This is a genomic window from Brasilonema sennae CENA114, from assembly GCF_006968745.1.
Lineage (GTDB): Bacteria > Cyanobacteriota > Cyanobacteriia > Cyanobacteriales > Nostocaceae > Brasilonema > Brasilonema sennae.
In genome coordinates this window covers 6,829,658-6,851,752 of the sequence record NZ_CP030118.1, presented here as the reverse complement: position 1 = coordinate 6,851,752, position 22,095 = coordinate 6,829,658, and the positions used below count along the sequence as shown (strand labels likewise).

Sequence of the window (22,095 nt, the reverse complement as noted above, 5' to 3'; positions counted from 1 at the left end):
GCAAGCATATACATTGTTTTAAGTACTCTTAAGATTTTACGTAAAACTTTGTAAATGCAAAGGTGTTGATTTCCGTTCTAACTATTGCTGTACCTCAACTTCAGTCTTGGTAAATAAATGCGAGACTGTATGAGATACTGCTTTACCTGAGCGTGGGAAAATCAAAAATACGAAAAAGTTAGAGAGGAAAACACTACAATATGCATTTGAGTGAAATTACCCATCCTAACCAGTTGCACGGTTTATCAGTTAGACAACTGCAACAAATTGCCCATCAGATTCGAGACAAACATCTCCAAACTGTAGCAGCGACTGGGGGACACCTGGGACCAGGATTGGGTGTTGTAGAGTTGACGTTGGGGCTTTACCAAACGCTAGACTTAGATCGCGATAAAGTCATTTGGGATGTAGGACACCAAGCATATCCTCACAAACTGATTACAGGGCGTTACGATCACTTCCATACTTTACGGCAAAAAGATGGAATCGCTGGTTACCTTAAGCGCGGTGAAAGTAAGTTTGACCACTTTGGCGCAGGACACGCTTCTACTAGTATTTCTGCGGCTTTGGGTATGGCTTTAGCGCGGGATATCAATGGCGAAAAATTTAAAGTTGCTGCTGTCATAGGTGATGGTGCACTGACTGGCGGTATGGCATTAGAAGCCATCAACCATGCTGGACACATGCCCAAAACCAATCTGCTGGTTGTCCTCAACGACAACGAGATGTCTATATCTCCCAACGTCGGCGCAATACCCCGCTACTTAAACAAAATGCGCCTCAGTCCGCCGATGCAGTTTCTCACAGATAACTTTGAGGAACAGTTCAAGCAAATTCCTTTCGTGGGTGAATCCCTTTCTCCGGAACTAGCACGGATCAAAGAAGGGATGAAGCGCTTGGCTGTTCCCAAAGTCGGCGCAGTGTTTGAAGAACTCGGCTTTACCTACATGGGACCTGTAGACGGGCATAATTTAGAGGAATTGATTGCGACTTTCCAACAAGCACATCAAATCCCAGGACCAGTTTTGGTACACGTCGCAACAGTCAAGGGCAAAGGCTATGAAATTGCCGAACTAGATAAAGTTGGCTACCATGCCCAAAACCCCTTCAACCTGACCACTGGAAAAGCCGTTCCTTCTAATAAACCCAAGCCCCCTGCTTACTCCAAAGTCTTTGCCCATACCCTAGTTAAACTCGCTGAACAAAACCCCAAAATCATTGGTATTACTGCCGCAATGGCAACAGGGACAGGGTTGGACAAACTGCAAGCCAAACTACCCGATCAATATATTGATGTGGGTATTGCCGAACAACACGCCGTCACCCTTGCTGCGGGATTAGCAACTGACGGAATACGTCCTGTTGTCGCCATCTACTCCACTTTCTTGCAACGCGCCTTCGACCAAATCATCCACGACGTCTGTATCCAAAACTTGCCAGTATTCTTCTGTCTAGACAGGGCGGGAATCGTCGGTGCTGATGGTCCGACTCACCAAGGCATGTACGACATTGCTTACCTGCGTTGCATTCCTAACATGGTACTCATGGCACCCAAAGATGAAGCAGAACTGCAACGAATGATAGTCACTGGTGTTGAACATACCACAGGACCAATCGCCATGCGCTTCCCTCGCGGTAACGGTTACGGCGTTCCCCTGATGGAAGAAGGTTGGGAAGCCCTAGAAATCGGCAAAGCAGAAATTCTCCGTAACGGTGATGATGTGTTGATGCTAGGTTACGGCACAATGGTGAATACGACACTGCAAGCTGCGGAAATTCTCTCAGAACATGGTATCGAAGCCACTGTGATTAATGCCCGTTTTGCTAAGCCTCTAGATACCGAATTAATTTTCCCATTAGCTCAAAAAATTGGGCGCGTAGTCACCTTGGAAGAAGGTTGTGTGATGGGCGGCTTCGGTTCAGCAATCGCAGAAGCGCTGTTAGATGCGGACATCGTTGTTCCTGTTAAACGCATTGGTGTGCCAGATGCTTTAGTGGAACATGCTGAACCAAATCAATCTAAAGCACAAATCAGTTTGACGAGTCCTCAAATAGCCCAAACAGTATTACAAGCTTTCTTCAAGCGAGAACTTTCTGCTGTCGGCTAAACTGTTGGCAAATCTAATGTAGGGTGTACATTGCTCAGGAATTATCCAGAAAGTGGGCAATGTACACCTTAATTTTTTGTGGAGGTAAATAGGTCAGGCAAAAGAAACGCGCATTTTATAGCTAAACCTTTGTTTGGTTAAAACCCTTGCCCCAAGTGCGCTCATAGGGATTGCCGGAGGCGCTTGCACGCCTAACGCTAAAAACTAATAATATATTTCGTCTGTTGCTAGGAAACATCTGTCTCAAGTAAACGTCTAACCCTAACTAGAGACATTAACGATCTCACCGCTTAAAATTAAGGAGACAAAAACGTCAGATAACCCTAAACTAGGACACTAGTTGCGCGGTTAAATTATTTGTTAAGTTTCTTTGCAAACAAAGTAAAAGACTTCTTACCTACTCGGTAAAAAGCAACTGTTTGGACATCTACGATCAGTGTTATCCAAAAAGAGAACAATATTTGGGTAAGATAAAGAAGCTATCTTTTCTGCATCGCAGACACTGGAAGCTTCTCATATCCGAAGGAGATATCTCTAATGCTGACTTTAAAAATCGTTGTTTATATAGTTGTTGGCTTCTTTGTCTCTCTGTTCGTCTTTGGATTTTTGTCGAACGACCCTGCTCGTAACCCTGGTCGTCAGGATGGCGAGTAAAAGCGCGACAAATCTTCATTCGACTACCGGAAGGCGGACTACATTTTACGCCAAAGGACACTTAGCTCAAATTGGGAAACCCTAACGCCCGTCGCCTGCATAGGAATACCTCCTGTGAGCTTACGCTCAGACTTCATAGTGTCCTCCTCCGGGGCGGCTTGCCTAAATCTTAATCTAGATCAAAGGCAACAGCTGGAAGGCACAATGTGTAATGTCCTTCCAGCTATTTATTGGCTGTTTGTTAGCTTGATTCGGTGCTAGATTATGCCTCATCCAGTTCCGCCGCCCGAACCGTCTCCTATTTTTGAATCTTCACAATCTGCAAATCCTATATCAGTCGTAACGACTGACACACAAGCACTAAAAAAACAGAAATCAGTAAGACAACAAGAAACGACTCCACTGCAAACTGCTGGGCAAAAGCCATTAATTTATAGTGCGAAAGCTTTAGCAGCACCAAGTGATCCGGAAAGTTTACCGCCGGAACTTTCTCCCATCACTGCTTCTAAAAGTGCAGCTTCACTGGGTGAGGTTTCAGTTGGCTATCCGCTACAGCAGCCCGAAACCACTCATCCATCCAATGGTGACACTACAAATCCACCAACTAAAACATTTTTTGCTGGAGAACCAGTTGCTCAAACACTCACTAAACTGAAAAACTTATCTCAAAAGGTGTCGCGACAGGTAATCAAGACAGCCCAAACACCAACTCAGGGTGAGGCCTCAACCGAAAAATCCCCGAATGAGCAACCAGTACACATCGAATTCAAGACTCGCAACCAAACAACTGATCCATCTACTCCCATCCCAAATTCCCAAACTCAGTCAGCACCAACAGAACCAAGGGTCACAACTGAGCAAAAAAGTCAACCATCTGGCACAACTCCACCATCCAATACGCCGACAAGTGGAGGAAGAATTGTGGAAGTGACTTCTGATAGACAAGAGTATGACGAGCAGCGGCGGATTGTCACGGCTGAAGGTAATGTGGTAGTACGGTTTGATGGAGCTGTTGTAGATGCCGATCGCCTGCAAGTCAGTTTGAACAATTTGATTGCAGTCGGAGAAGGAAATGTTGCTTTAACACGGGGCGGTCAAGTTTTACGTGGTGAGCGCTTTACTTATAACCTTGTCCAAGATAATGGAGAACTGACAAACGGCAGAGGTGATATTTTCTTACCAACAGCAGGGCAAGATTTATCTTTCCTACCCACGGACATCACAGCGGGAGGAACACCAGCGCGTCCTCTGAGCGATCGCATTACAGAAAATCAACCTTTGCAAGCAAGCAGTCCTGGTGGACTCAACATTAACGTAGGTGGTGGAAGCGGTGCGAGTAACCTAGCTGCGCCAAAACAAGGCGGTCAAGTCAGACGAGTACGTTTTGAAGCTGGACGAGTTGATTTTAATCCCCGAGGTTGGCAAGCAAGGGATGTCCGCCTGACGAACGATCCTTTTTCACCTCCAGAGTTAGTCATCAGGGCAGACAAAGTGACTCTGACGCGCGAGACGCCTTTACGAGACCGAATTAAGACACAGGGACAACGTTTAGTTTTGGATCAACGAACGTCTTTACCCATTCCCAAAAATGAGCAGGTGATTGACCGTAACAAGCGAGATGTTACCCCTGCGATCGCATCTATTGGCTTTGATGGAGATCAACGAGGGGGCTTATTTGTTGAGCGTAGCTTCCAACTCATCAATACAGAAGGGACGAGCTTTAGCATTGCACCTGAATTCTTCGCTCAAAAAGCAGTCACTGGTAACGTTGGTAATTTTGTATCGCTGTTTGGCTTAAAGTCAAGATTGAGGTCTACTTTGGGTCCACGAACGGATGTAACGGGTTCTGCATTGTTGACGAGTCTTGACTTAGGGGATATACAAAACAATTTGCGGGCGAATTTGCAGTTGCGCCAGTTCTTAGGTGATCAAAATCCCTACAAGGCAACATTTGAATATAGTTACCGCGATCGCTTTTACAATGGTAGCCTCGGCTTTCAAACTGTCCAGAGTAGTATTGGCGGTATTCTTACTTCTCCTGTGATTCCTTTAGGTAACAGCGGTGTCACTTTGAGCTATCAAGGTAGTGCTCAATATATTGATGCTGATGCAGCCCGTCAAGACTTGCTCAAACCTAACCGAGATAATGATCGCATTTCACTGAGTCGTCTGCAAGCGAGTGCAGCTCTCAATAAAAACTTTTTACTCTGGCGGGGAAAAGGATTACCACCGACACCTACTGAGGGATTACGATATACACCAAACCCAGTCGTTCCCTTTGTTCAAACTTTTGCTGGGCTGACAGGCACTACTAGTTATTACAGCAGTGGTGATACTCAAAACACCTTTACTGGTACGGTTGGTCTAGAAGGGCAGTTTGGTCATTTCTCTCGACCCTTATTTGATTATACCGCGTTTAGAGTTAGTTACTCCCAAGGTCTAAATAGTGGCTTGTCGCCTTTCAAGTTTGACCGTGCTGTTGATAACAGAGTATTTAGTGGCGAAATTGTACAGCAAATTTACGGACCATTCCGGGTTGGCTTTCAAACAACAATCAACCTCGACAGTGGGCAACGTACCAGCACCGACTACATCGTGGAATATAGTCGCCGCACTTATGGAATTACCTTGCGTTACAATCCAGTGCAAGAATTAGGTGGTATAAGTTTCAGGATTAGCGACTTCAATTGGAGTGGTGGTACTGATCCATTTTCTGATCCTTCTGAAGTTAAGCCAGTTGTCAATGGTGTCAGGCGGGATTAGCTTTTTACGTAAAATTTAGACGTGCTTCGTCGCGTGCGTACGTAATCGCAGGATGGGGATGCTTACGACGTAAATTACGAGGATTATCACTAAAATTTTAAATCATGATTACTAAAAGAAAACCCAGACATCCGGGAGAATTAATCAAGCGTCAATACCTTGAACCTCTTAACATGACAATCACTGAACTTGCCGAAATTCTTAATGTATCTCGTAAAACTGTATCTGAGATAGTTAATGAACAGGCAAGCGTGACACCGAATATGGCGCTTCGATTGGCTAGAGCATTTCAAACCACTCCTGAACTTTGGTTAAATCTTCAGCAGAAATATGACGTTTGGTGTGCTGCTAATGAATCAGAAGCTTGGAAAGAAATATCGCCTATCAATCTACAAACTTGTTGATAAGCACAAAATTATACCTCACTTGTGAATCTTCTGCACAACGTTCTTAAGACTTTTCAACGCAAAGCATTTCTAATAGTGTCAGTATCCAATTCTAAAATTGTTGCTATCTCTTGAATACTCATCCCTCGTTGCACAAGCTTTGGCAAAATTTTTAACTTAGCCTTGATTTCGCCTTCTTCTTCACCTTCTGCTTTTGCTTCTTGATAAACTTTAGTCTCTTTCAGCAAGTTTAAATTCAGCATGGTTTCTATTTCCTCGCGGCTTAAGTTAGGAAATTTGTAGACTACGATTGTCTCTATAAATTCTACAACTTTCTTTTGGATGAGAGTATCAGTCAATTCCTCCTTAGCTTTGTTAATGAGCGTTTTTGCGAATTCTCCAGTTTTATTCTCACTCTCTACAACTAAGCGTACAATTCCTAGTCCCAAAGAATCATCTGGTACGTCTTCAAGTTCGTCTAGATAAAAGCGACGCAGATGAGGTTCCAACAAGGAACGATAACGTAGAGGATAGCTACGTTCATTGCTGCGTTTGTCATAAATGACTATTGCAAACCAGTCAGAATTGGGTGGCTGATATTGGGTGAAGTAAAGGAAAATACTTGTAAACAGTCGATCATAAAATTCTTCATCTTTGTAAAACTGAATCTCTACAAAATACAGTGGTTCATTAGAGAATTCTTCAAGAGGAGAAAATACTCCATCTAATCGGAAGCTTTTTTGTTTAATTTCAGGTGCGCTAAACTCATAAGTATTGGTGTTAATCTCAGGTTTGCCAATGATTTCAAAAAAGATGTTGGGAAATTCTTTAAATATCTCGTAGAAAATTGCATCTGTCTTCATACTTACGAGTTACGAATTTTTGAAACATTGTAAACTACGAGGATGACCACTTGGTTAAATCTTCAGCAGAAATATGACCTTTGGTGTGCTGCAAATGAATCAGAAGCTTGGAAAGAAATATCGCCTATTAATCTACAAAGTTGTTGAAAAGTTCACTCCCGCCTGTTATTTGGCTGCGCTTGGCGAGTATATTTTTCTATATATTTTGGTAAAGCAGTTTCTGTATGCAAACGTGGATCAGCAATCGCATCACCAGTAACCACTTGCAAAGGCAAAACACCCGCCCATACGGACAAGCTATAATCTTCCTCATCATCCAATGGTGGACCTGTCCGCACTTTGGCAGATGCTTCTGTAATAGGAAGAGAAAGCACTAAAGTTCCCTGTAATTCTTGACGATTGGGTGGACGTACCTCCGCCCATCGTTCTGGCACAATATGCTCAGTAAAAGCTCGTAGTGCTTCTAGTTTTTGCTCAGCGTCTTGTACAAGGGTAGCTGTACCAAATATCACCACAGAACGGTAGTTCATGGAATGGTGAAAAGCTGACCGCGCTAGTACTAAACCATCTAACAAAGTGACCGTCACACAAACTTCGATACCTGTAAGCAAAGAACGCAACATTCGACTTGCAGGTGAACCATGAATATAGAGTTTGTCTTCCACACGACCGTAAGCAGTTGGAATCACGAACGGTTGGTTGTCTACAACAAATCCCACGTGACAAATCAACCCTTCATCTAAAATTTGATAGATAAGTTGATGTTCGTAATGACCGCGCTGAGGAATTCGCTTAATTGAGGTGCGTTGTGTAGGGGTTAACTGTTCGTGGTTGATTTGATTGTTTAAAGAACTCATATTTATTAACTCCAATTACGATTCTTTTGTGGGATGGGCATCTTGCCTGTGCGCCTCGATTCTTGCTACAAAGACGTACTACTCCCTTCGCTGCTTTTAAATTACACAGGACTTACGCAAAATAATGAAAAATAAACCGCAAAGGACGCAAAGAGCACAAAGTTAAGAGGGTTTAAAAGGGTTTTTGCGTAAGTCCTATTACATATACTCTCTATTTTCTCCTCTGCGTACTCTGCGCCCACCGCGAACTTTGCGGGAGGAACATCCACACCGCAAATTCGCTCTCTGCGGTTTTTTTCAACGCTAATTTACGGTATAAAAGCAGTATCAATTAAGTCCAATTGCATAGCATTGCCACTGGAAAAACCAAGACTTTCATAAACTGGTTGACCCATTGTAGAGGCGTCAAGACGTACTCGCGTACAACCAATTTCTTTCAAATAGTTAACCGTCGTGCTAATTAATTGTTTGGCGATACCTTGTCTGCGGTAAGCTGGTTCAACATAAACGCCCCAAATGTAACCAGTTTTGCGAAATTGCTGCTTGAGAATATTTGGGTAAAGACCTCTGACTGTATAGAGTTGACAACTTGTAGAACCAACAATTACACCCTCAACTTCTGCCACAAATGCTTTGTAAAATAAATCCTGACGAGCCTGCTCTATAAACTGAACGATAATATCAAGCCAATCAGGGTTAATAGCATCATCAGCAACACCAATATCTTTCGACATATGATAGAAGTGCTTTGCAATAAGTGAGTCTTCTTGTTGAGTAGCTTCTCTAATAGCAATTTTCATCTTTACAAATCTAAATGCATGGCGTTACTACTGGAAAAACCAAGTTGCTCATAAACTGGTTTACCTAATGGAGAGGCGTTAAGAATGACTTGGGTACAACCTACTGCTTTCAAATAGTTAACTGTTGTGCTGGTTAATTGCTTAGCAATACCTTGTCTACGGTAAGCTGGCTCAACGTAAACGCCCCAAATGTATCCATATTTGCGGTAATGTGGTATGAGAACATTTGGGTATAAACCTGAGTAAAGTTGACAACTTACAGAACCAACAACTGAACCATCAACCTCTGCAACAAACGCTTTGTAAAACAAATCCCGACGCGCTTGTTCCATGAACTGGAGGGTTATCTCAAGCCAGTTAGGATCAATGGCGTCATCAGGAACACCAATATCGCGCCACATATGATAGAAGTGCTTTGCAATCAGTGTGTCTTCCTGTGGAGTTGCTTGTGTAATCGCAATTTTCATTTTTAAGACTTAGGTAGAAGTTACGAAAGAACAAGACTGTAAGATTGCTTCCTGACGTCGCAATGACGCAGCTATGTTATTTTTGCGTAAGTCCTGAACTTCACAAATCTAAATGCATAGCATTACTACTTGAAAAACCAAGTTGCTCATACACTGGTTGACCTAAGGGAGAGGCGTTAAGAACCACTTGCGTACAACCTATTGATTTGAAATAGTTGACTGTTGTGCTCGTTAATTGTTTAGCAATACCTTGTCTACGATAAGCTGGCTCAACGTAAACGCCCCAAATGTATCCATATTTGCGGTAATGTGGCATGAGAACATTTGGGTATAAACCTGAGTAAAGTTGACAACTTACAGAACCAACAACTGAACCATCAACCTCTGCAACAAACGCTTTGTAAAACAAATCCCGACGCGCTTGTTCCATGAACTGGAGGGTTATCTCAAGCCAGTTAGGATCAATGGCGTCATCAGGAACACCAATATCTCGCCACAAATTACACGAGTGCTTTGCAACCAGTGAATCTTCTTGTGGAGTTGCTTCTCTGACCTGAATTGTAGATTGTGTCCGCATAAGTAACTTCACCTCAAATTTGGAATTATACCAAAGGAGGCTAATGATAGAAAAAGTGTATGTTAGGCAAAAGTTTTGCTCGATAGTCTATTGTTAGGGTAATTTTTCATAGTGGTTTTTTACAAGAGCCACTTTTGTGATTTTATATAAGTCCACTTTGAACGCTCAGCAAGTATGGATTTTGCCCTTACGCTCTTACGCAATTCCCCTTCACCACTTCATCAACAGCTTTACGAAGAACTGCGTCAAGCCATTCTTGGCGGGAGGTTATTACCAGGAAGACGAATTCCTTCTACACGTCAGCTTGCCAAATCTTTAGGGATTTCTCGCACAACTGTGACTCAAACTTACGATCAACTCTTGAGTGAGGGATATATAGAAACTGTTCTAGGTTCTGGTACTTTTGTTTGCACTCAACTTCCTGATGATTTACTGCGTTCAACGCCGATTTCATCAACTGAAAAAATGACTCGTCCACCAGTCAAGTTATCTAAATATGGTGATTCATTAATTCAAACAAAAAATGTCCCTAGAATTCCTGAGCCGGAAATGCCAATTAACTTCCGCTACGGACGACCAGCTTTAGAGCAATTTCCGATCAAGCTATGGCGCAAACTACTTTCTCATTACTGTTGCTCTGATTTGCAATGGCTTGACTACTCAAGGGATATTCTAGGATACAAACCTTTGCGGGAAGCTATCTCTCGATATCTCTGTCGTTCCCGCGCTGTCAACTGTGAACCAGACCAAGTCCTCATTGTCAATGGAACTCAGCAAGCACTCGATTTAATTATGCGCTTGTTCATTGAACCTGATGATGTTATTGCTATGGAAGACCCAGGATACTTAAGCGCACGGCTCATATTTCAGACTCATGGTGCTAAGCTCTTACCCATTAGTGTGGATGATTCAGGCTTAATAGTTAAAGACTTAGCTAATAATTCTAACGAACAAATCCGGCTTGTTTACGTGACACCTTCTCATCAATTTCCCACAGGTGCAATACTTTCTCTACCTCGACGGTTAGAATTACTCACTTGGGCACGACAAACAGGGGCTTTCATCATCGAAGACGACTATGATAGTGAATATCGCTATGGTGACAAACCGATTCCAGCTTTACAAGGATTGGATCGCAGTGATTCTGTACTTTATATTGGTACGTTTTCCAAAGTGCTGTTTCCTTCGCTGCGAATTGGTTATTTAGTCCTACCAAAAAGTTTGATTTCTGTTTTTGCTCGTGGTAAATGGTTGAGCGATCGCCATCTCCCCTTACTCGAACAACAAGTTCTCACAGACTTTATCGAGGAAGGACATTTAGAACGCCATATTAGAAAAATGCGATCGCTTTACGATCAGCGTCGTCAAGCCCTTGTGAAGGCATTAAACGTTTATTTTGGAGACAAAGCAACGATTTTGGGAGAGAAGGCGGGAATCCATCTCATGGTGAGATTGCACAGTCCTTTTAGTGATCAAGAGATTATCCAACGTGCTGCTTCACATGGTATTGGGATGATGTCTGCTGGACCTCATTATCTTATACCACATTCTCAAGGAGAATTTATTTTTGGTTACGGTGAACTAACACAGCAGCAGCTGATGGAGAGCATTTGTACGATAGCTCAAATTTTATTTTCCCCGGAATAGCCTCCGCAAAAATAGACCAATTCTTACAAATATATCTTCGAGCCAAAGCATAATTTGGTCTAGCCATTCAAGAACTTGCTCCAGAGGATGTTTTTCATAGCCAATCGTTTGAGCTTGTGCTTCAATCCAATCTGGTTTCGCCTCAACTTGAGTGGTTTGCTGCTGCTGATAAAGAATTTCTCCCTTCTTATCTTTAATTAGGTTGCTCTCAGTTTCTGATTGAGAAATAGGGGAATGGGAAGATGAGGATGACTTCCATACTTTATTTGCGTAGCTTGCTTGTAGAGCAGATTTTGAATTTTGAATTAGCTGTTTCGCTTGACTCAAAACGCTGAGGTATTTTAAATTGATTTGTCTGGTTATCTTCACATCAGGACTCGCGGGCAGAGAAGATTTTGGAGACGAAATCTTCACATCAGGACTCGCAGGAAGAGCAGATTTTGGAGACTCAGATGATGTCACTAAAAATTGTTGTTCGTTAACAACCTCTGTTACTTCATGTAAATCTCCAAACAAATCGTCCATTGTTAACCAAGGATCTGCTATATTCTCGCTTGGTAAATCAGGGCTTTCGGGCAAAGCTGAGGCAAAAGGACGCTGTGGTAATTGTACAGTTTTTGATTTTTTCTTTGAACCTATTGATAAAAATTGGTTAATACTATTTGTTGGAGTTTTTTGTTCTAGTTTATTAGTGTTGCGCTCGCCAAAAAAATAATTAATGGCTCCCCAAATTAGAGCTTGGACTTTCGACGTTTGATGTTGTGAATCACCATCTAATGTTTTTCGTTCAGTGGTCAGTGGCTGGTCTTTACCATAGACAAAGATATTTAGCTGATTTTGAACAGTTCGGAGCAATTGTCCAGTCGTACGAGATATTGTGACTACAGCATTAGATTCTATTTGGGCGATCGCTACGTCTAGTGATGGTAGTTTTTGGAAAATATTAGGTAATTTTTGATACTCTTTTTCCTCTTCGATTCCCGTTGCTTGAGGTAGGGCAGGTATGATTTGAGGACTACCCGTCAATTTGTTCAGCAGACGATCAATTTCAGATAATACTTTTGTTTCGTCTTTGCTTTGAGTCAACTGCCAAGAACGCAATCTAGCAACTTCCTGAAGAATCCGGTTTTGCAATATCTCCTGCTGCTGAAGCGTTAAAATATCGAGAATTTTATTTTCAATCGTAACGAGTACCAAATTACGACTTCCTAAATCTGAAGCAATTCCCCGCACTATTGGGGGAGATGAGACAGTAGGGAGGTAGTGCGTTGCTGCGCCAGTACTTGATGAGGGTTTCCCGACAGAGGTATCTGGCGTTGGGGTTCCCAAGGACGGTGCACCTGCGGTGGAGTCAGGGTGTGAGACAATCAGGGGAGATGAGACAGTGGGGAATATAGAAAAGTAAGGTATCCAGACAGTTAGGGAGTTCTTTTTCCCAGCTTTCCCCAGCTTTGGTGCTTCTGCAATTTCCAGAGTAACCGCTGCTTCTAAAACTCGCTGAACTGGAGTATCTACAGATGAAACAGTTTCGGAGTTAGTCTGACTTTCTTGTAACTGGAATCTGGGTTGTTGCTCATTTGTATGCAGTTGTTTACCGGCTGACTCTGTTGCTTTGTGAATCAGCATATACACGCTCGTAAGTAGAGCCTCTAATGACCAATTAGCAGCGACTTGTACATGCCGTATGGTACGCTCAAACTGTTCACCCCAGCGCCGAGATTGCTGGTGGAAAAAGTTGAAAAGTCTGCTTTGATAACGACCAGGGGTAGCAGGAGGCATAGGCAATTCAAAATTCAAAATTCAAAGTTCAAAATTAAGAAAACAACCAGTGCTAGTAATTGGTCTAGTCCCTAGCTGTGTACAAGTTCAATGCGTGACGTAATGGTGAACTTTTGTTAAGAGTGTTGCTTAGCTGTCGGACTCGCACCAAACAATAAATCGAAAGAGTGTTGATGATAATGAGTTTCCTCATCTTAGCGAAATTATGACCTCTCCAGTATCTCAAGCTAATACTAAATTTATCTTGGAAGCAATAGAGAAATTGCGCTCCTGTGTAAGAGTAAATAATTTGTCATCTTGGCAATGCTTGGAAGCTGACTTGTCTGTGGCTGACATTAGCACCTGCGACTTTTCGCTTTGGAGTCTTGCCCAGTTAAACGCCAAAGGACACATTGGTTGGGTCCTTGGGCAAAATGTGCTATGGTTGGTGCAAAAAGTAGTTATTCCCCAAGATTTACAGGGTTACCCGCTACAGGGCTTGTCTTTGCGGCTATCACTGGTTTGGTGGGCAGACTCTGCTCAAGTTTATGTCAATGGAAAGTTGACGGTTGAGGGAGATTTGTTTGATAGTTCGCCAAGGGTACTACTGAGTGATGCGGTGACACCAGCAGATGAATTTATCATAGCTTTGCGTTTGGTAAGTCCGGGGCATTGTGATGGTGCTCTTGTTAAGTCGCTGCTGATTTATGAGTCTACGGATGAGAATCGCCCAGATCCCGGTTTTGTGGCTGATGAGTTGGCTGTGATGCAGCGGTTTTTGGAAACTTTTGAGCCGCAGAGGTTGGAGGATTTGGCGGGGAGTGTGGCGGGGATTGATTGGGAGGAAACGAACCGCCCTTCGGGTTCGCCAGTCCCCCAAACTCCTGCGGAGACGCTACGCGAACGTGACGGAAGCCGCCAAGACGGGGGCTGGACTCACCAAGACGCGAAGGACGCCAAGGAAGATAAGAAAGAGTTTGAGAAATTACTTTTTGCTCTTCGTCAGAGGTTGCTGGAATCGAAGATTCAAAATCTTGATTCAAAAATTTACTTATTAGGTCATGCTCATCTTGACTTGGCATGGCTTTGGCCTGTGAGTGAAACTTGGAAGGCTGCACAAAGTACTTTTGAGTCGGTTCTTAAACTTCAGCAAGATTTTCCAGAGTTGATTTTTTGTCATTCTTCGCCGGTGCTTTATGCTTGGATTGAAGAGCATCGCCCGGATTTGTTTGATGCGATTCAAGAAGCGGTAAAAGCTGGGCGTTGGGAAGTTGTGGGAGGTTTTTGGGTTGAACCGGAACTGAATTTAATTGCAGGTGAATCTATTGTTCGTCAGTTGTTGTATGGTCAGCGTTATGTGTTGGAGAAGTTTGGCAAGCTTTCTTCTGTTGTATGGGTACCAGATAGTTTCGGTTTTTGTGCAACTTTGCCGCAGTTTTTCGCAAGTGCTGGTGTTGAGTATTTCGTGACTCAGAAGTTGCGCTGGAATGATACGACGAAGTTTGATTATGGTGCTTTTTGGTGGCGATCGCCTGACGGTAGTGAAGTCTTTAGCTATATGTCTGCCCTTGTTGGTGAAGGTATCGATCCTGTTAAAATGGCATCCTACGCGTGTGAATGGCAAACTCAAACAGGTCTTTCTGACGCCCTTTGGCTTCCTGGCGTGGGTGACCACGGTGGCGGTCCCACTCGTGATATGTTAGAAACTGCCCAGCGTTGGCAAAAATCTTCTTTGTTCCCGAAGCTAGAATTTACGACTGCCGAAAATTATCTACAGCAAATCAAGAATAGACAAGAAAATAATTCTCCCCCAGCCTCCCCTGCTTCCCCTCCCTCCTTCCCCACTTGGGAGGACGAACTTTATCTAGAATTCCATCGCGGCTGTTATACCACCCACGCTGACCAAAAACGTTGGAATCGTCGTTGTGAAGGATTATTGTACCAAGCAGAACTGTTTGCGGCTTTGGCAACAATTAGCTCTGGGGTGACATATCCGAAAGCTGAACTAGAAGCGGCGTGGAAAAAGGTCTTATTTAATCAGTTTCACGATATTCTGCCTGGTTCTTCGATTAATCAAGTTTATGCGGATGCGCTTCCAACTTGGCAGGAGGTGGAGAAAGTTGGCAATGAGATATTGCAGGAGTCTTTGAGTGATCTTGCATCCCAAATAAACTTAAGCGAGCCGCCCCAACCCGATGCTGTACCAATTTTCGTCTTTAACTCCCTGAATTGGCAGCGCTCTTCGGTTGTCGCTGTTGAGCTACCATTACCTCACTCTTGTGTTTGCGTTTATAATCTTGAAGGAGAACTTTTACCTTCCCAACTGAGCAACGACTCAAAGCTGCTGTTTATAGCAACCGATGTTCCCTCTGTTGGCTATCGCGTTTTTTGGCTTTGTCCTCAACTGCCTAAAAAAGGCAATAACATAACCCAGTCTGATGATACCAATTCAAGTTTGCAAAAGCAAGAACATTTTGAGCGAAAAAGATTGAGTTTTGAAAATGAGTTTTTGCGGGTAACTGTTGACGAAGAAACTGGTAATTTGTCGAGTCTTTTTGACAAAGTTAATGATAGAGAAGTTCTCAGTTGTGCTGGAAATCAATTACAAGCTTTCCAAGATAGTGGTCAATATTGGGATGCTTGGAATATTGACCCTAATTATTCTGAGCATCCCTTACCACCAACTCAGCTAAAATCTATTGAGTGGCTCGAAACAGGACTTGTGCAAACTCGTCTGCGTGTGGTGCGTCAGCTGGGTGAATCAGAGTTTTGCTGTGATTACATATTACAAGGGCGTTCGCCAATCCTGAAAATCGTCACGACTGTGAACTGGCAGGAACGTAACTGTTTGGTGAAAGCTGCTTTTCCTCTGAATCTAGAGGCAGACTTTGCGACTTATGAAATTCCTTGTGGGACGATTCGCCGTCCGACCAAACCCGAAACTCCAGCAGAAAAGGCGAAATGGGAAGTCCCTGCTTTACGTTGGGCAGATTTGACAACTCCTGCCACCGTTAACAACGATCATACATACGGTGTTAGTCTGTTAAACGATTGTAAGTATGGGTACGACAGCCAATCCAATCAATTACGCTTAAGTCTGTTACGCAGTCCAAATTGGCCTGACGAGGAAGCAGACAAAGGATTTCATGAATTTACTTATGCTTTGTATCCTCATGCTGGTAGCTGGGAATCAGCCCATACAGTCAGACACGGTTATGAATTGCATCTACCAATGGAACTAATGATGTTGAGTTCCAAGCATCACCAGAACAACAAGTCTTTACCACCAGTTGGTAGCTTCTTAGATTTGTCGGCTGAGAACTTAATATTAATGGCGTTTAAGCAAGCAGAAGACAACCCAAAACAATGGATTGTCCGATGTTACGAATGTCACGGACAGACAGCCGATTTGCAGTTGCAAAGTGATTTAGGGTTGACTCTGGGAGAGTCAGTGGACTTATTAGAGCACTCTTTGCCCACACCCGAATTCTCATCTGGGCAACAAATCTTTACGATTCAACCCTGGAAAATTAGCAGCTTTAGGGTTAGCTGAGGGGTTTGTGATTGTGTAAAACACAATCACAAACCCATGAAATCTAATCTTCGTGATCTTCAAAGGGATCGCTCAATTCCTTACCAGGAGGGCCAAAAGAGGTGTAGATGGAGAACGCCGTAATGAAGATCACAACAGCGCCGACAGAAATACTAAGAACTATTGCGGGTTCCATGACAAGTATCGATTATGTGTCCTATTCCTATAGAATATTACAGAAGATTAAAAAATGCTTTGGCAACTCATCTTAGGTGAACTATGGCACAAAGGACGCAATTGGGAGATATCCTCAAACCTTTAAACTCTGAGTATGGTAAAGTGACTCCAGGTTGGGGTACTACCCCCGTGATGGCTGTTTTTATTTTGCTATTTTTCGTGTTTCTGTTGATTATTCTGCAACTCTATAACAAGTCCTTCACGATCCAAGATGTTTTGGTTGACTGGCGGGCTTTGGGCGTTAAATAATGTTCCTAGTCCAAAAACCTGGATAACACTGTGTTACTCCACACCCGGCTTTCGTCCGGGTTTTTTTGTCAGTTGTTAGTGGGCTGTTCCAATACCATCGCAAAGGTGGCGATCGCTGTCTTCTACCTCTTTGCTATACTTCAGATAATCCCCCACCGAATCACAAGCACTGCTCATTAGCGTATCTAAATCGAAATCCCGCAGAATAATGCTAAAACCTGCAACAGTGGCAAGGGTTTTGCCGTCGTGGCTGAAGACGACGCTACGGGGTCCTTTGTGATCATACTCAGAAAGAGAGAGGGTGTGCAGTAGCTCACCTTTGAGGTTCCAGAGTTTGGCTGTGTTGTCAAGACTAGCAGTGGCAAGGGTTTTGCCGTCGGGGCTGAAGACGACGCTAAAAACATCGCTACTATGCCCAGAGAGGGTACGCAGTGGCTCACCTTTGAGGTTCCAGAGTTTAACCTTATTGTCACTACTAGCAGTGGCAAGGGTTTTGCCGTCAGGACTGAAGACGACGCTGTTGACCCAAGACTGATGCCCGGAAAGGGTGCGCGGTAGCTCATCACCTTTAAGGTTCCAAAGTTTGACCGTTTTGTCGGAACTTGCACTAGCAAGGGTTTTGCCGTCGGGGCTGAAGACGACGCTAAAAACATCGCTACTATGCCCAGAGAGGGTACGCGGCGGTTCGTTAGTTTCAAGGTTCCAAAGTTTGATCGTTTTGTCAAGACTAGCACTAGCAAGGATTTTGCCGTCGGGGCTGAAGACGACATCATTGACAACATCCTGATGCCCAGTAAGGGTTTTCCGTTCTTTACCTTCCTGGTTCCAAAGTTTGACCGTTTTGTCCAAACTTGCAGTGGCAATGGTTTTGCCGTCAGGGCTGAAGACAACGCTACTGACAACATCCTGATGCCCAATGAGGGTGCCCACTTGCTCACGTTTGCGGTTCCAAAGTTTGACGGTGTTGTCGGAACTTGTAGTGGCAAGAGTTTTATCATCAGCGCTGAAGACGACTTTCGTTCCAAGAAGGGTCTGCGGTTTCTTCTCCTCTAAGTTCCAGAGTGTTACCGTGTCGTCATTAGCAGTGGCAAGGGTTTTGCCGTTGCGGCTGAAGACGACTTTCTTTCCGGGAAGGATCTGTTGTTCCTTACTTTCAAGGTTCTCAACGTTCCAGAGTTTGACCTTGTTGTTTTCACCAGAAATGGCAAGGGTTTTCCCGTCAGAGCTGAAGACGACATCATTGACCATAGTACCCTCATCCCCAGAGAGGTCTATCTTTGACTGATTATCTGTAAGGTTCCAAAATGTGACGATTTTGCTCTTCTGACTACTAACAGTGACAATGCTTTTGCCGTGGTCGGGGCTGAAGACAACTTTAGTGACTTGATCCTCATGCGGGAGGGTACGCGGTTCCTTGCTGAAGACACCCCTAGTGACGCTAGCCTCATGCGGGAGGGTACCCGGTTGCTTACTTTCGCGGTTCCAAAGTTTGACGGTGTTGTCGGAACTTGCTGTGGCAAGGGTTTTGCCGTCGGGGCTGAAGACAATGCTATTGACACCTAGCTTATGCCCAGTAAGGGTTTGCTGTTCTTTACCTTGAAGATTCCAAAGTTTGACCGTTTTATCAAAACTTGCAGTGGCAATGGTTTCGCCGTCAGGGCTGAAGACGACATCATTGACAAAACCCTGATGCCCAATGAGGGTGTGCAGTGGCTTACCTTCGCGGTTCCAAAGTTTGACTGTTTTGTCGTAACTTGCAGTGGCAATTGTTTCACCGTCTGGGCTGAAGACAATGTTAATCAGACTTGGCTGATGCGCGGCGGAAAGTGTGTGCAGTAGCTTACCTTGAAGATTCCAGAGTTTGACTGTTTTGTCGTAACTTGCAGTGGCAATGATTTCACCGTCCGGGCTGAAGACGACATCATTGACAACATCCTGATGCCCAATGAGGGTGTGCAGTTCCTTACCTTGAAGATTCCAAAGTTTGACCGTTTTGTCAGAACTTGCAGTGGCAATGGTTTCGCCGTTGGGACTGAAGACGACCTTATTCACCGTATCCTTATGACTAGTCAAGCGATTGCGCTCTTTGACTCCATAAACTGCTTTTTGCAACGTTGTTACAAGCAAAGGCTCGCTTACTTTGTGTTCTTTCAAAATCTTTCCTGCCTTAATCTGTTGGATCAGAGCATCCAATTCTTTATGAGAATCAAACAGTGACGAGGAAGATCGAACTAGAACATTGGCTTGAGTTATTTCCGCTTGTTGTTTGCGATGGAAAGAAAGAATTCCCAAGCCAGCAGTCAGAATTAAAGCGATTAATGATCCGCCAGCTATTCCCCAAGCTGTTCTGATTTCGCGACGGCGACGGGCTTCTTTTTCTCTTTCTTGGCGATCGCTTTTTTCTGTACAAGCAGTCACATACTCAGTTTCTAACTTGTTTAGAAAACTCGTATGTTTCGCTAACTCCTGAGCTTCTTTTAATCTTCCTCCTTCATCATGCGTCAAATAATCCTCGCTTTTTTGCTGCTTTTCCCAATCCAAAGCTGCATCACGTATATTTTTGCGTAGTTGTAAGTTTATTCGATTATCATCTAACCACTGCAGCAACCTCGGCCAGTGGCGGATTAAGGCTTCATGTGCTATCTCCACCTCTTCACGATTTGTCGATCCGTCTACACTTGTAACTACTAATCGCGCCCCTTCACCCGCTAACCGCTGCACCAACCGCTTAGTAGTTGCCAAATCACCACCCGCAGGTACTAATTCATCTAACCAAACTCGCTGTCGGGTGTCACGACGTTTCTCTCCTTGTAATGCATTTTCATCCAAACGTGTCAAGCGGATGAAAATATTCTTAACTTGGTCTTGTTCTGCGGGTGACAAACTATTGTAAACATCATCGGCAGTTTGAGCGATCGCCTTATTCACACCACCAATAGCCTCATACTCCACAGTCCGCAACCATCTACCATGTCGGTGCTTCCACATCTCCAGCAATGCATGTTGCAGTAGTGGCATTGCTCCTGGTTCACCTTGCACATTATCCAGAATCAAGTTGCTCAAGCCTGCTTCAAACCGTAACCCTACCTTCGCAGCTTGCATTTCCATCGCTTTGCGCAATTGGGCAGCATCCATCGGACCAATTAGTTTTTGCCTAGCTTCCATCAAATCTTTCAAATTGCGATAGGGCGCACATTCGCCCCAAAAGTCTGCCCGCATAGTAATGACGACTTTTTGGTGTGGAATCAGGCTTAACAATTTTTCGATGAAACTCACCCTCTCGGCTTCATCAGTACAGAGGGTAAACAATTCCTCAAATTGGTCGATGACTAATATTGTAGATTGTGCTAGCACTTGGGACAGACTAGTTTCCAGTTGTTCGATCGGGTTACTACTCGGTGTCATGTATACTGAAAGCAAACCAATCTGTTTTTCCTGTAGCTTCGGGATCAACCCTGCTAACACCAACGATGACTTACCACTGCCAGAACCGCCTAATACAGCTAAAAAGTTGTGTTCAGTGAGCTTTTGTTGCAGTTGGGCAATTAATTCTTCTCGCCCAAAGAAAAATTCGCGGTTTTCGACTCGGAAAGGATACAGACCGAGAAACGGGCAACGAGAATCATAGATTGGTGGTTGCTGACCTAATGCCAAAGCGTTGAAGTTGAGGTCAACGATTTCCTCACAGAGGTTGTTAACTTCTTCTAAAGTTTGTTCTCGTTCTTTGAGGACTTCTTTGCTCAAAGCTGTGGCATCTGCTCCCAGGGTATTTTTGAGCTGCCCCTCTAGCTGTGCAAACTTCTTTTCGAGGACAGGCGATCGCTCTGGTAACAACTGCACAAGCCGTTCTAAACCATACTGAATTTCCGCGTTGGTCAGTTCTCGGTCAAGCTGGTCGCTAAATAAGGGTCGTCCTCCCAAACGGCTGAACAGTGCCGGTACAGTCACATCGCCACGTTCTGCAAGAGTTGCTGTCGCCTCATGCAATGCTGAGTCAACCTCCCCCGATTGTCTCAATTGGTAGTAAAATTTCTCTGTTAGTGCCTGAGCCGTCTTGATAGTGACTTTCTCCGTCATCGCCACCACCGCAGGCATCCCCAAATCTCGCACCAATCGCTGCCCTAATCCCCCTAATGCTCCTTCTGCTTCTGGGCTGGCACTCTCACAAGTACAGAGAAAAGTAAAATGAGGTAGCCCTCTAGCACCTCGTAACTGGCGAACTCTTTCTATTAACTTTGTGGCTGTCACCACCTCAACTGTATTATCACTTTTTGACCAGTACAGGAGGGTTTCACCATCATCCATGACTTTACCGTGGCTAACAAAGTGCAGCATTGTATACTGCTTTGTGCGATCGGTTAGTTGAGCGCAAAGTTCATCTAGAGTGGGTAAGCCAATAGCACCGTCAACTGTTGCTAACACATCGGTAGGAATATCACCCAAGGCTACGCGCACGCTCTTCACCGTAGCTTCCACATCAAATATGTCTAATTTATACCGACTTGAATCCGAGGGACTAGCCACTAGTACCAGCGCCTTTAAATCTCGCCGCCCGATGGCAGGAAACAGTCGGTCGGTAATCGCAGGAATATAAAAAGAGAAAGGCACTCTTTGGTTAAGTGCTAAGATTTGCCATTCGCCATCAATGGGAGCACATAGTCTTTCCCAACGTAAAGTTCGCAGTTGTTTATCAATAGCTTCAATAAACAGTAACACCCGCACTGTTTGCTGATTCTGACTCAGTGCCCGGATAAATCCATCACGCACTTCGTCTCGTAACAGCGCTTTACCCAAAAATGTACCGTAATCTCGTACTTGCCCTTGAAGACTAGTCAAATGCTGCAAATCTTCAGCACTCAAACAGAGATTACCTTCCAACCGCAATGGTAAAAGAACGCCTGGTTGAGTGTGTTCTACGACAATTGGCCAGCTATCTCCTGATTTGCGTTGGATGGTAATCTCGAAAGTGTTCATGAGTTCTCTTTAATACTGGTAAATGCTAACTTGCTATTGAGGACTGGGGACTGGAAAACAGATTTAGTGATAAAATCTTTCAATTTTCGATCCCCAATTCATATCGTTTCCGGTTGAATCTGAATAATTAAAAAACCGCAGAGGCGCAGAGAACGCAGAGGCAGAGAGAAAGGAGAAATCATTCCGATACAAACGGATTTGATATCACATACTATTTCTTTGT

General features: G+C 44.0%; 15 protein-coding genes. 7 read left to right on the top strand and 8 right to left on the bottom strand.

Annotated elements, in window-relative coordinates:
* Window positions 1–200 precede the first annotated feature (200 nt).
* The 4 genes from dxs (at window position 201) to DP114_RS28500 (ending at window position 5,929) form a co-directional block, all read left to right on the top strand.
* Window positions 201–2,108, top strand: a complete 1,908-nt coding sequence (gene dxs / locus DP114_RS28515; protein WP_171977730.1) for a 1-deoxy-D-xylulose-5-phosphate synthase — start codon at window positions 201–203, stop codon at window positions 2,106–2,108.
* Between the two features lie 537 nt (window positions 2,109–2,645).
* Window positions 2,646–2,762, top strand: coding sequence for a photosystem II reaction center protein I (locus tag DP114_RS28510; RefSeq protein WP_169267166.1), 117 nt, complete (start codon window positions 2,646–2,648; stop codon window positions 2,760–2,762).
* A gap of 264 nt (window positions 2,763–3,026) precedes the next feature.
* The gene (locus DP114_RS28505; RefSeq protein ID WP_169267165.1) at window positions 3,027–5,525 is read left to right on the top strand and encodes a DUF3769 domain-containing protein; all 2,499 of its coding nucleotides are present in this window, start codon (window positions 3,027–3,029) and stop codon (window positions 5,523–5,525) included.
* Between the two features lie 104 nt (window positions 5,526–5,629).
* Window positions 5,630–5,929: a HigA family addiction module antitoxin gene (locus DP114_RS28500; RefSeq protein ID WP_169267164.1), complete on the top strand. Its 300-nt coding sequence runs from the start codon at window positions 5,630–5,632 to the stop codon at window positions 5,927–5,929.
* 56 nt (window positions 5,930–5,985) lie between these two features.
* Here the strand turns inward: DP114_RS28500 and DP114_RS28495 are convergent, their stop codons facing one another.
* The 5 genes from DP114_RS28495 to DP114_RS28475 all read right to left on the bottom strand — a co-directional run bounded on the left by DP114_RS28495 (window position 5,986) and on the right by DP114_RS28475 (window position 9,475).
* A complete protein-coding gene (locus tag DP114_RS28495) occupies window positions 5,986–6,774 on the bottom strand; it encodes an Rpn family recombination-promoting nuclease/putative transposase (protein WP_171977729.1) in 789 nt (262 codons plus the stop codon).
* 152 nt (window positions 6,775–6,926) lie between these two features.
* Window positions 6,927–7,631 carry a pyridoxamine 5'-phosphate oxidase family protein gene (locus tag DP114_RS28490; RefSeq protein ID WP_169267162.1) on the bottom strand — a complete coding sequence of 235 codons (705 nt, stop codon included), beginning with the start codon at window positions 7,629–7,631 and terminating at the stop codon, window positions 6,927–6,929.
* Between the two features lie 308 nt (window positions 7,632–7,939).
* The gene (locus tag DP114_RS28485; protein ID WP_169268850.1) at window positions 7,940–8,431 is read right to left on the bottom strand and encodes a GNAT family N-acetyltransferase; all 492 of its coding nucleotides are present in this window, start codon (window positions 8,429–8,431) and stop codon (window positions 7,940–7,942) included.
* Between the two features lie 2 nt (window positions 8,432–8,433).
* Window positions 8,434–8,898, bottom strand: coding sequence for a GNAT family N-acetyltransferase (locus DP114_RS28480; protein ID WP_171977728.1), 465 nt, complete (start codon window positions 8,896–8,898; stop codon window positions 8,434–8,436).
* A 100-nt stretch (window positions 8,899–8,998) separates the two neighbouring features.
* Window positions 8,999–9,475: a GNAT family N-acetyltransferase gene (locus DP114_RS28475; RefSeq protein WP_171977726.1), complete on the bottom strand. Its 477-nt coding sequence runs from the start codon at window positions 9,473–9,475 to the stop codon at window positions 8,999–9,001.
* Window positions 9,476–9,649: 174 nt separating this feature from the next.
* Between DP114_RS28475 and pdxR the strand changes: the two genes are divergently transcribed.
* Entirely contained in the window at window positions 9,650–11,122 is a 1,473-nt protein-coding gene (gene pdxR, locus DP114_RS28470) for a MocR-like pyridoxine biosynthesis transcription factor PdxR (protein ID WP_171977725.1), read from the top strand.
* Here pdxR and DP114_RS28465 read toward each other — a convergent pair.
* Complete coding sequence (locus DP114_RS28465; RefSeq protein WP_171977724.1) at window positions 11,105–12,919, bottom strand: hypothetical protein; 1,815 nt, start codon at window positions 12,917–12,919, stop codon at window positions 11,105–11,107. The genes pdxR and DP114_RS28465 overlap by 18 nt on opposite strands.
* A 187-nt stretch (window positions 12,920–13,106) precedes the next feature.
* Between DP114_RS28465 and DP114_RS28460 the strand changes: the two genes are divergently transcribed.
* Window positions 13,107–16,433 carry an alpha-mannosidase gene (locus DP114_RS28460; RefSeq protein ID WP_171977723.1) on the top strand — a complete coding sequence of 1,109 codons (3,327 nt, stop codon included), beginning with the start codon at window positions 13,107–13,109 and terminating at the stop codon, window positions 16,431–16,433.
* Between the two features lie 43 nt (window positions 16,434–16,476).
* On the opposite strand, the gene psbN is transcribed toward DP114_RS28460, so the two are convergent.
* Window positions 16,477–16,608 (bottom strand): photosystem II reaction center protein PsbN, encoded by a 132-nt coding sequence (psbN, locus tag DP114_RS28455; protein WP_169263313.1) that lies wholly within the window; start codon window positions 16,606–16,608, stop codon window positions 16,477–16,479.
* 83 nt (window positions 16,609–16,691) lie between these two features.
* Here psbN and psbH point away from each other — a divergent pair, with 83 nt between their 5' ends.
* On the top strand, window positions 16,692–16,898 hold the full coding sequence (gene psbH / locus DP114_RS28450) for a photosystem II reaction center phosphoprotein PsbH (RefSeq protein ID WP_169263314.1): 207 nt from the start codon (window positions 16,692–16,694) through the stop codon (window positions 16,896–16,898).
* Window positions 16,899–16,973: 75 nt separating this feature from the next.
* Here the strand turns inward: psbH and DP114_RS28445 are convergent, their stop codons facing one another.
* Window positions 16,974–21,872, bottom strand: coding sequence for an nSTAND1 domain-containing NTPase (locus tag DP114_RS28445; RefSeq protein WP_171977722.1), 4,899 nt, complete (start codon window positions 21,870–21,872; stop codon window positions 16,974–16,976).
* Window positions 21,873–22,095 lie beyond the last annotated feature (223 nt).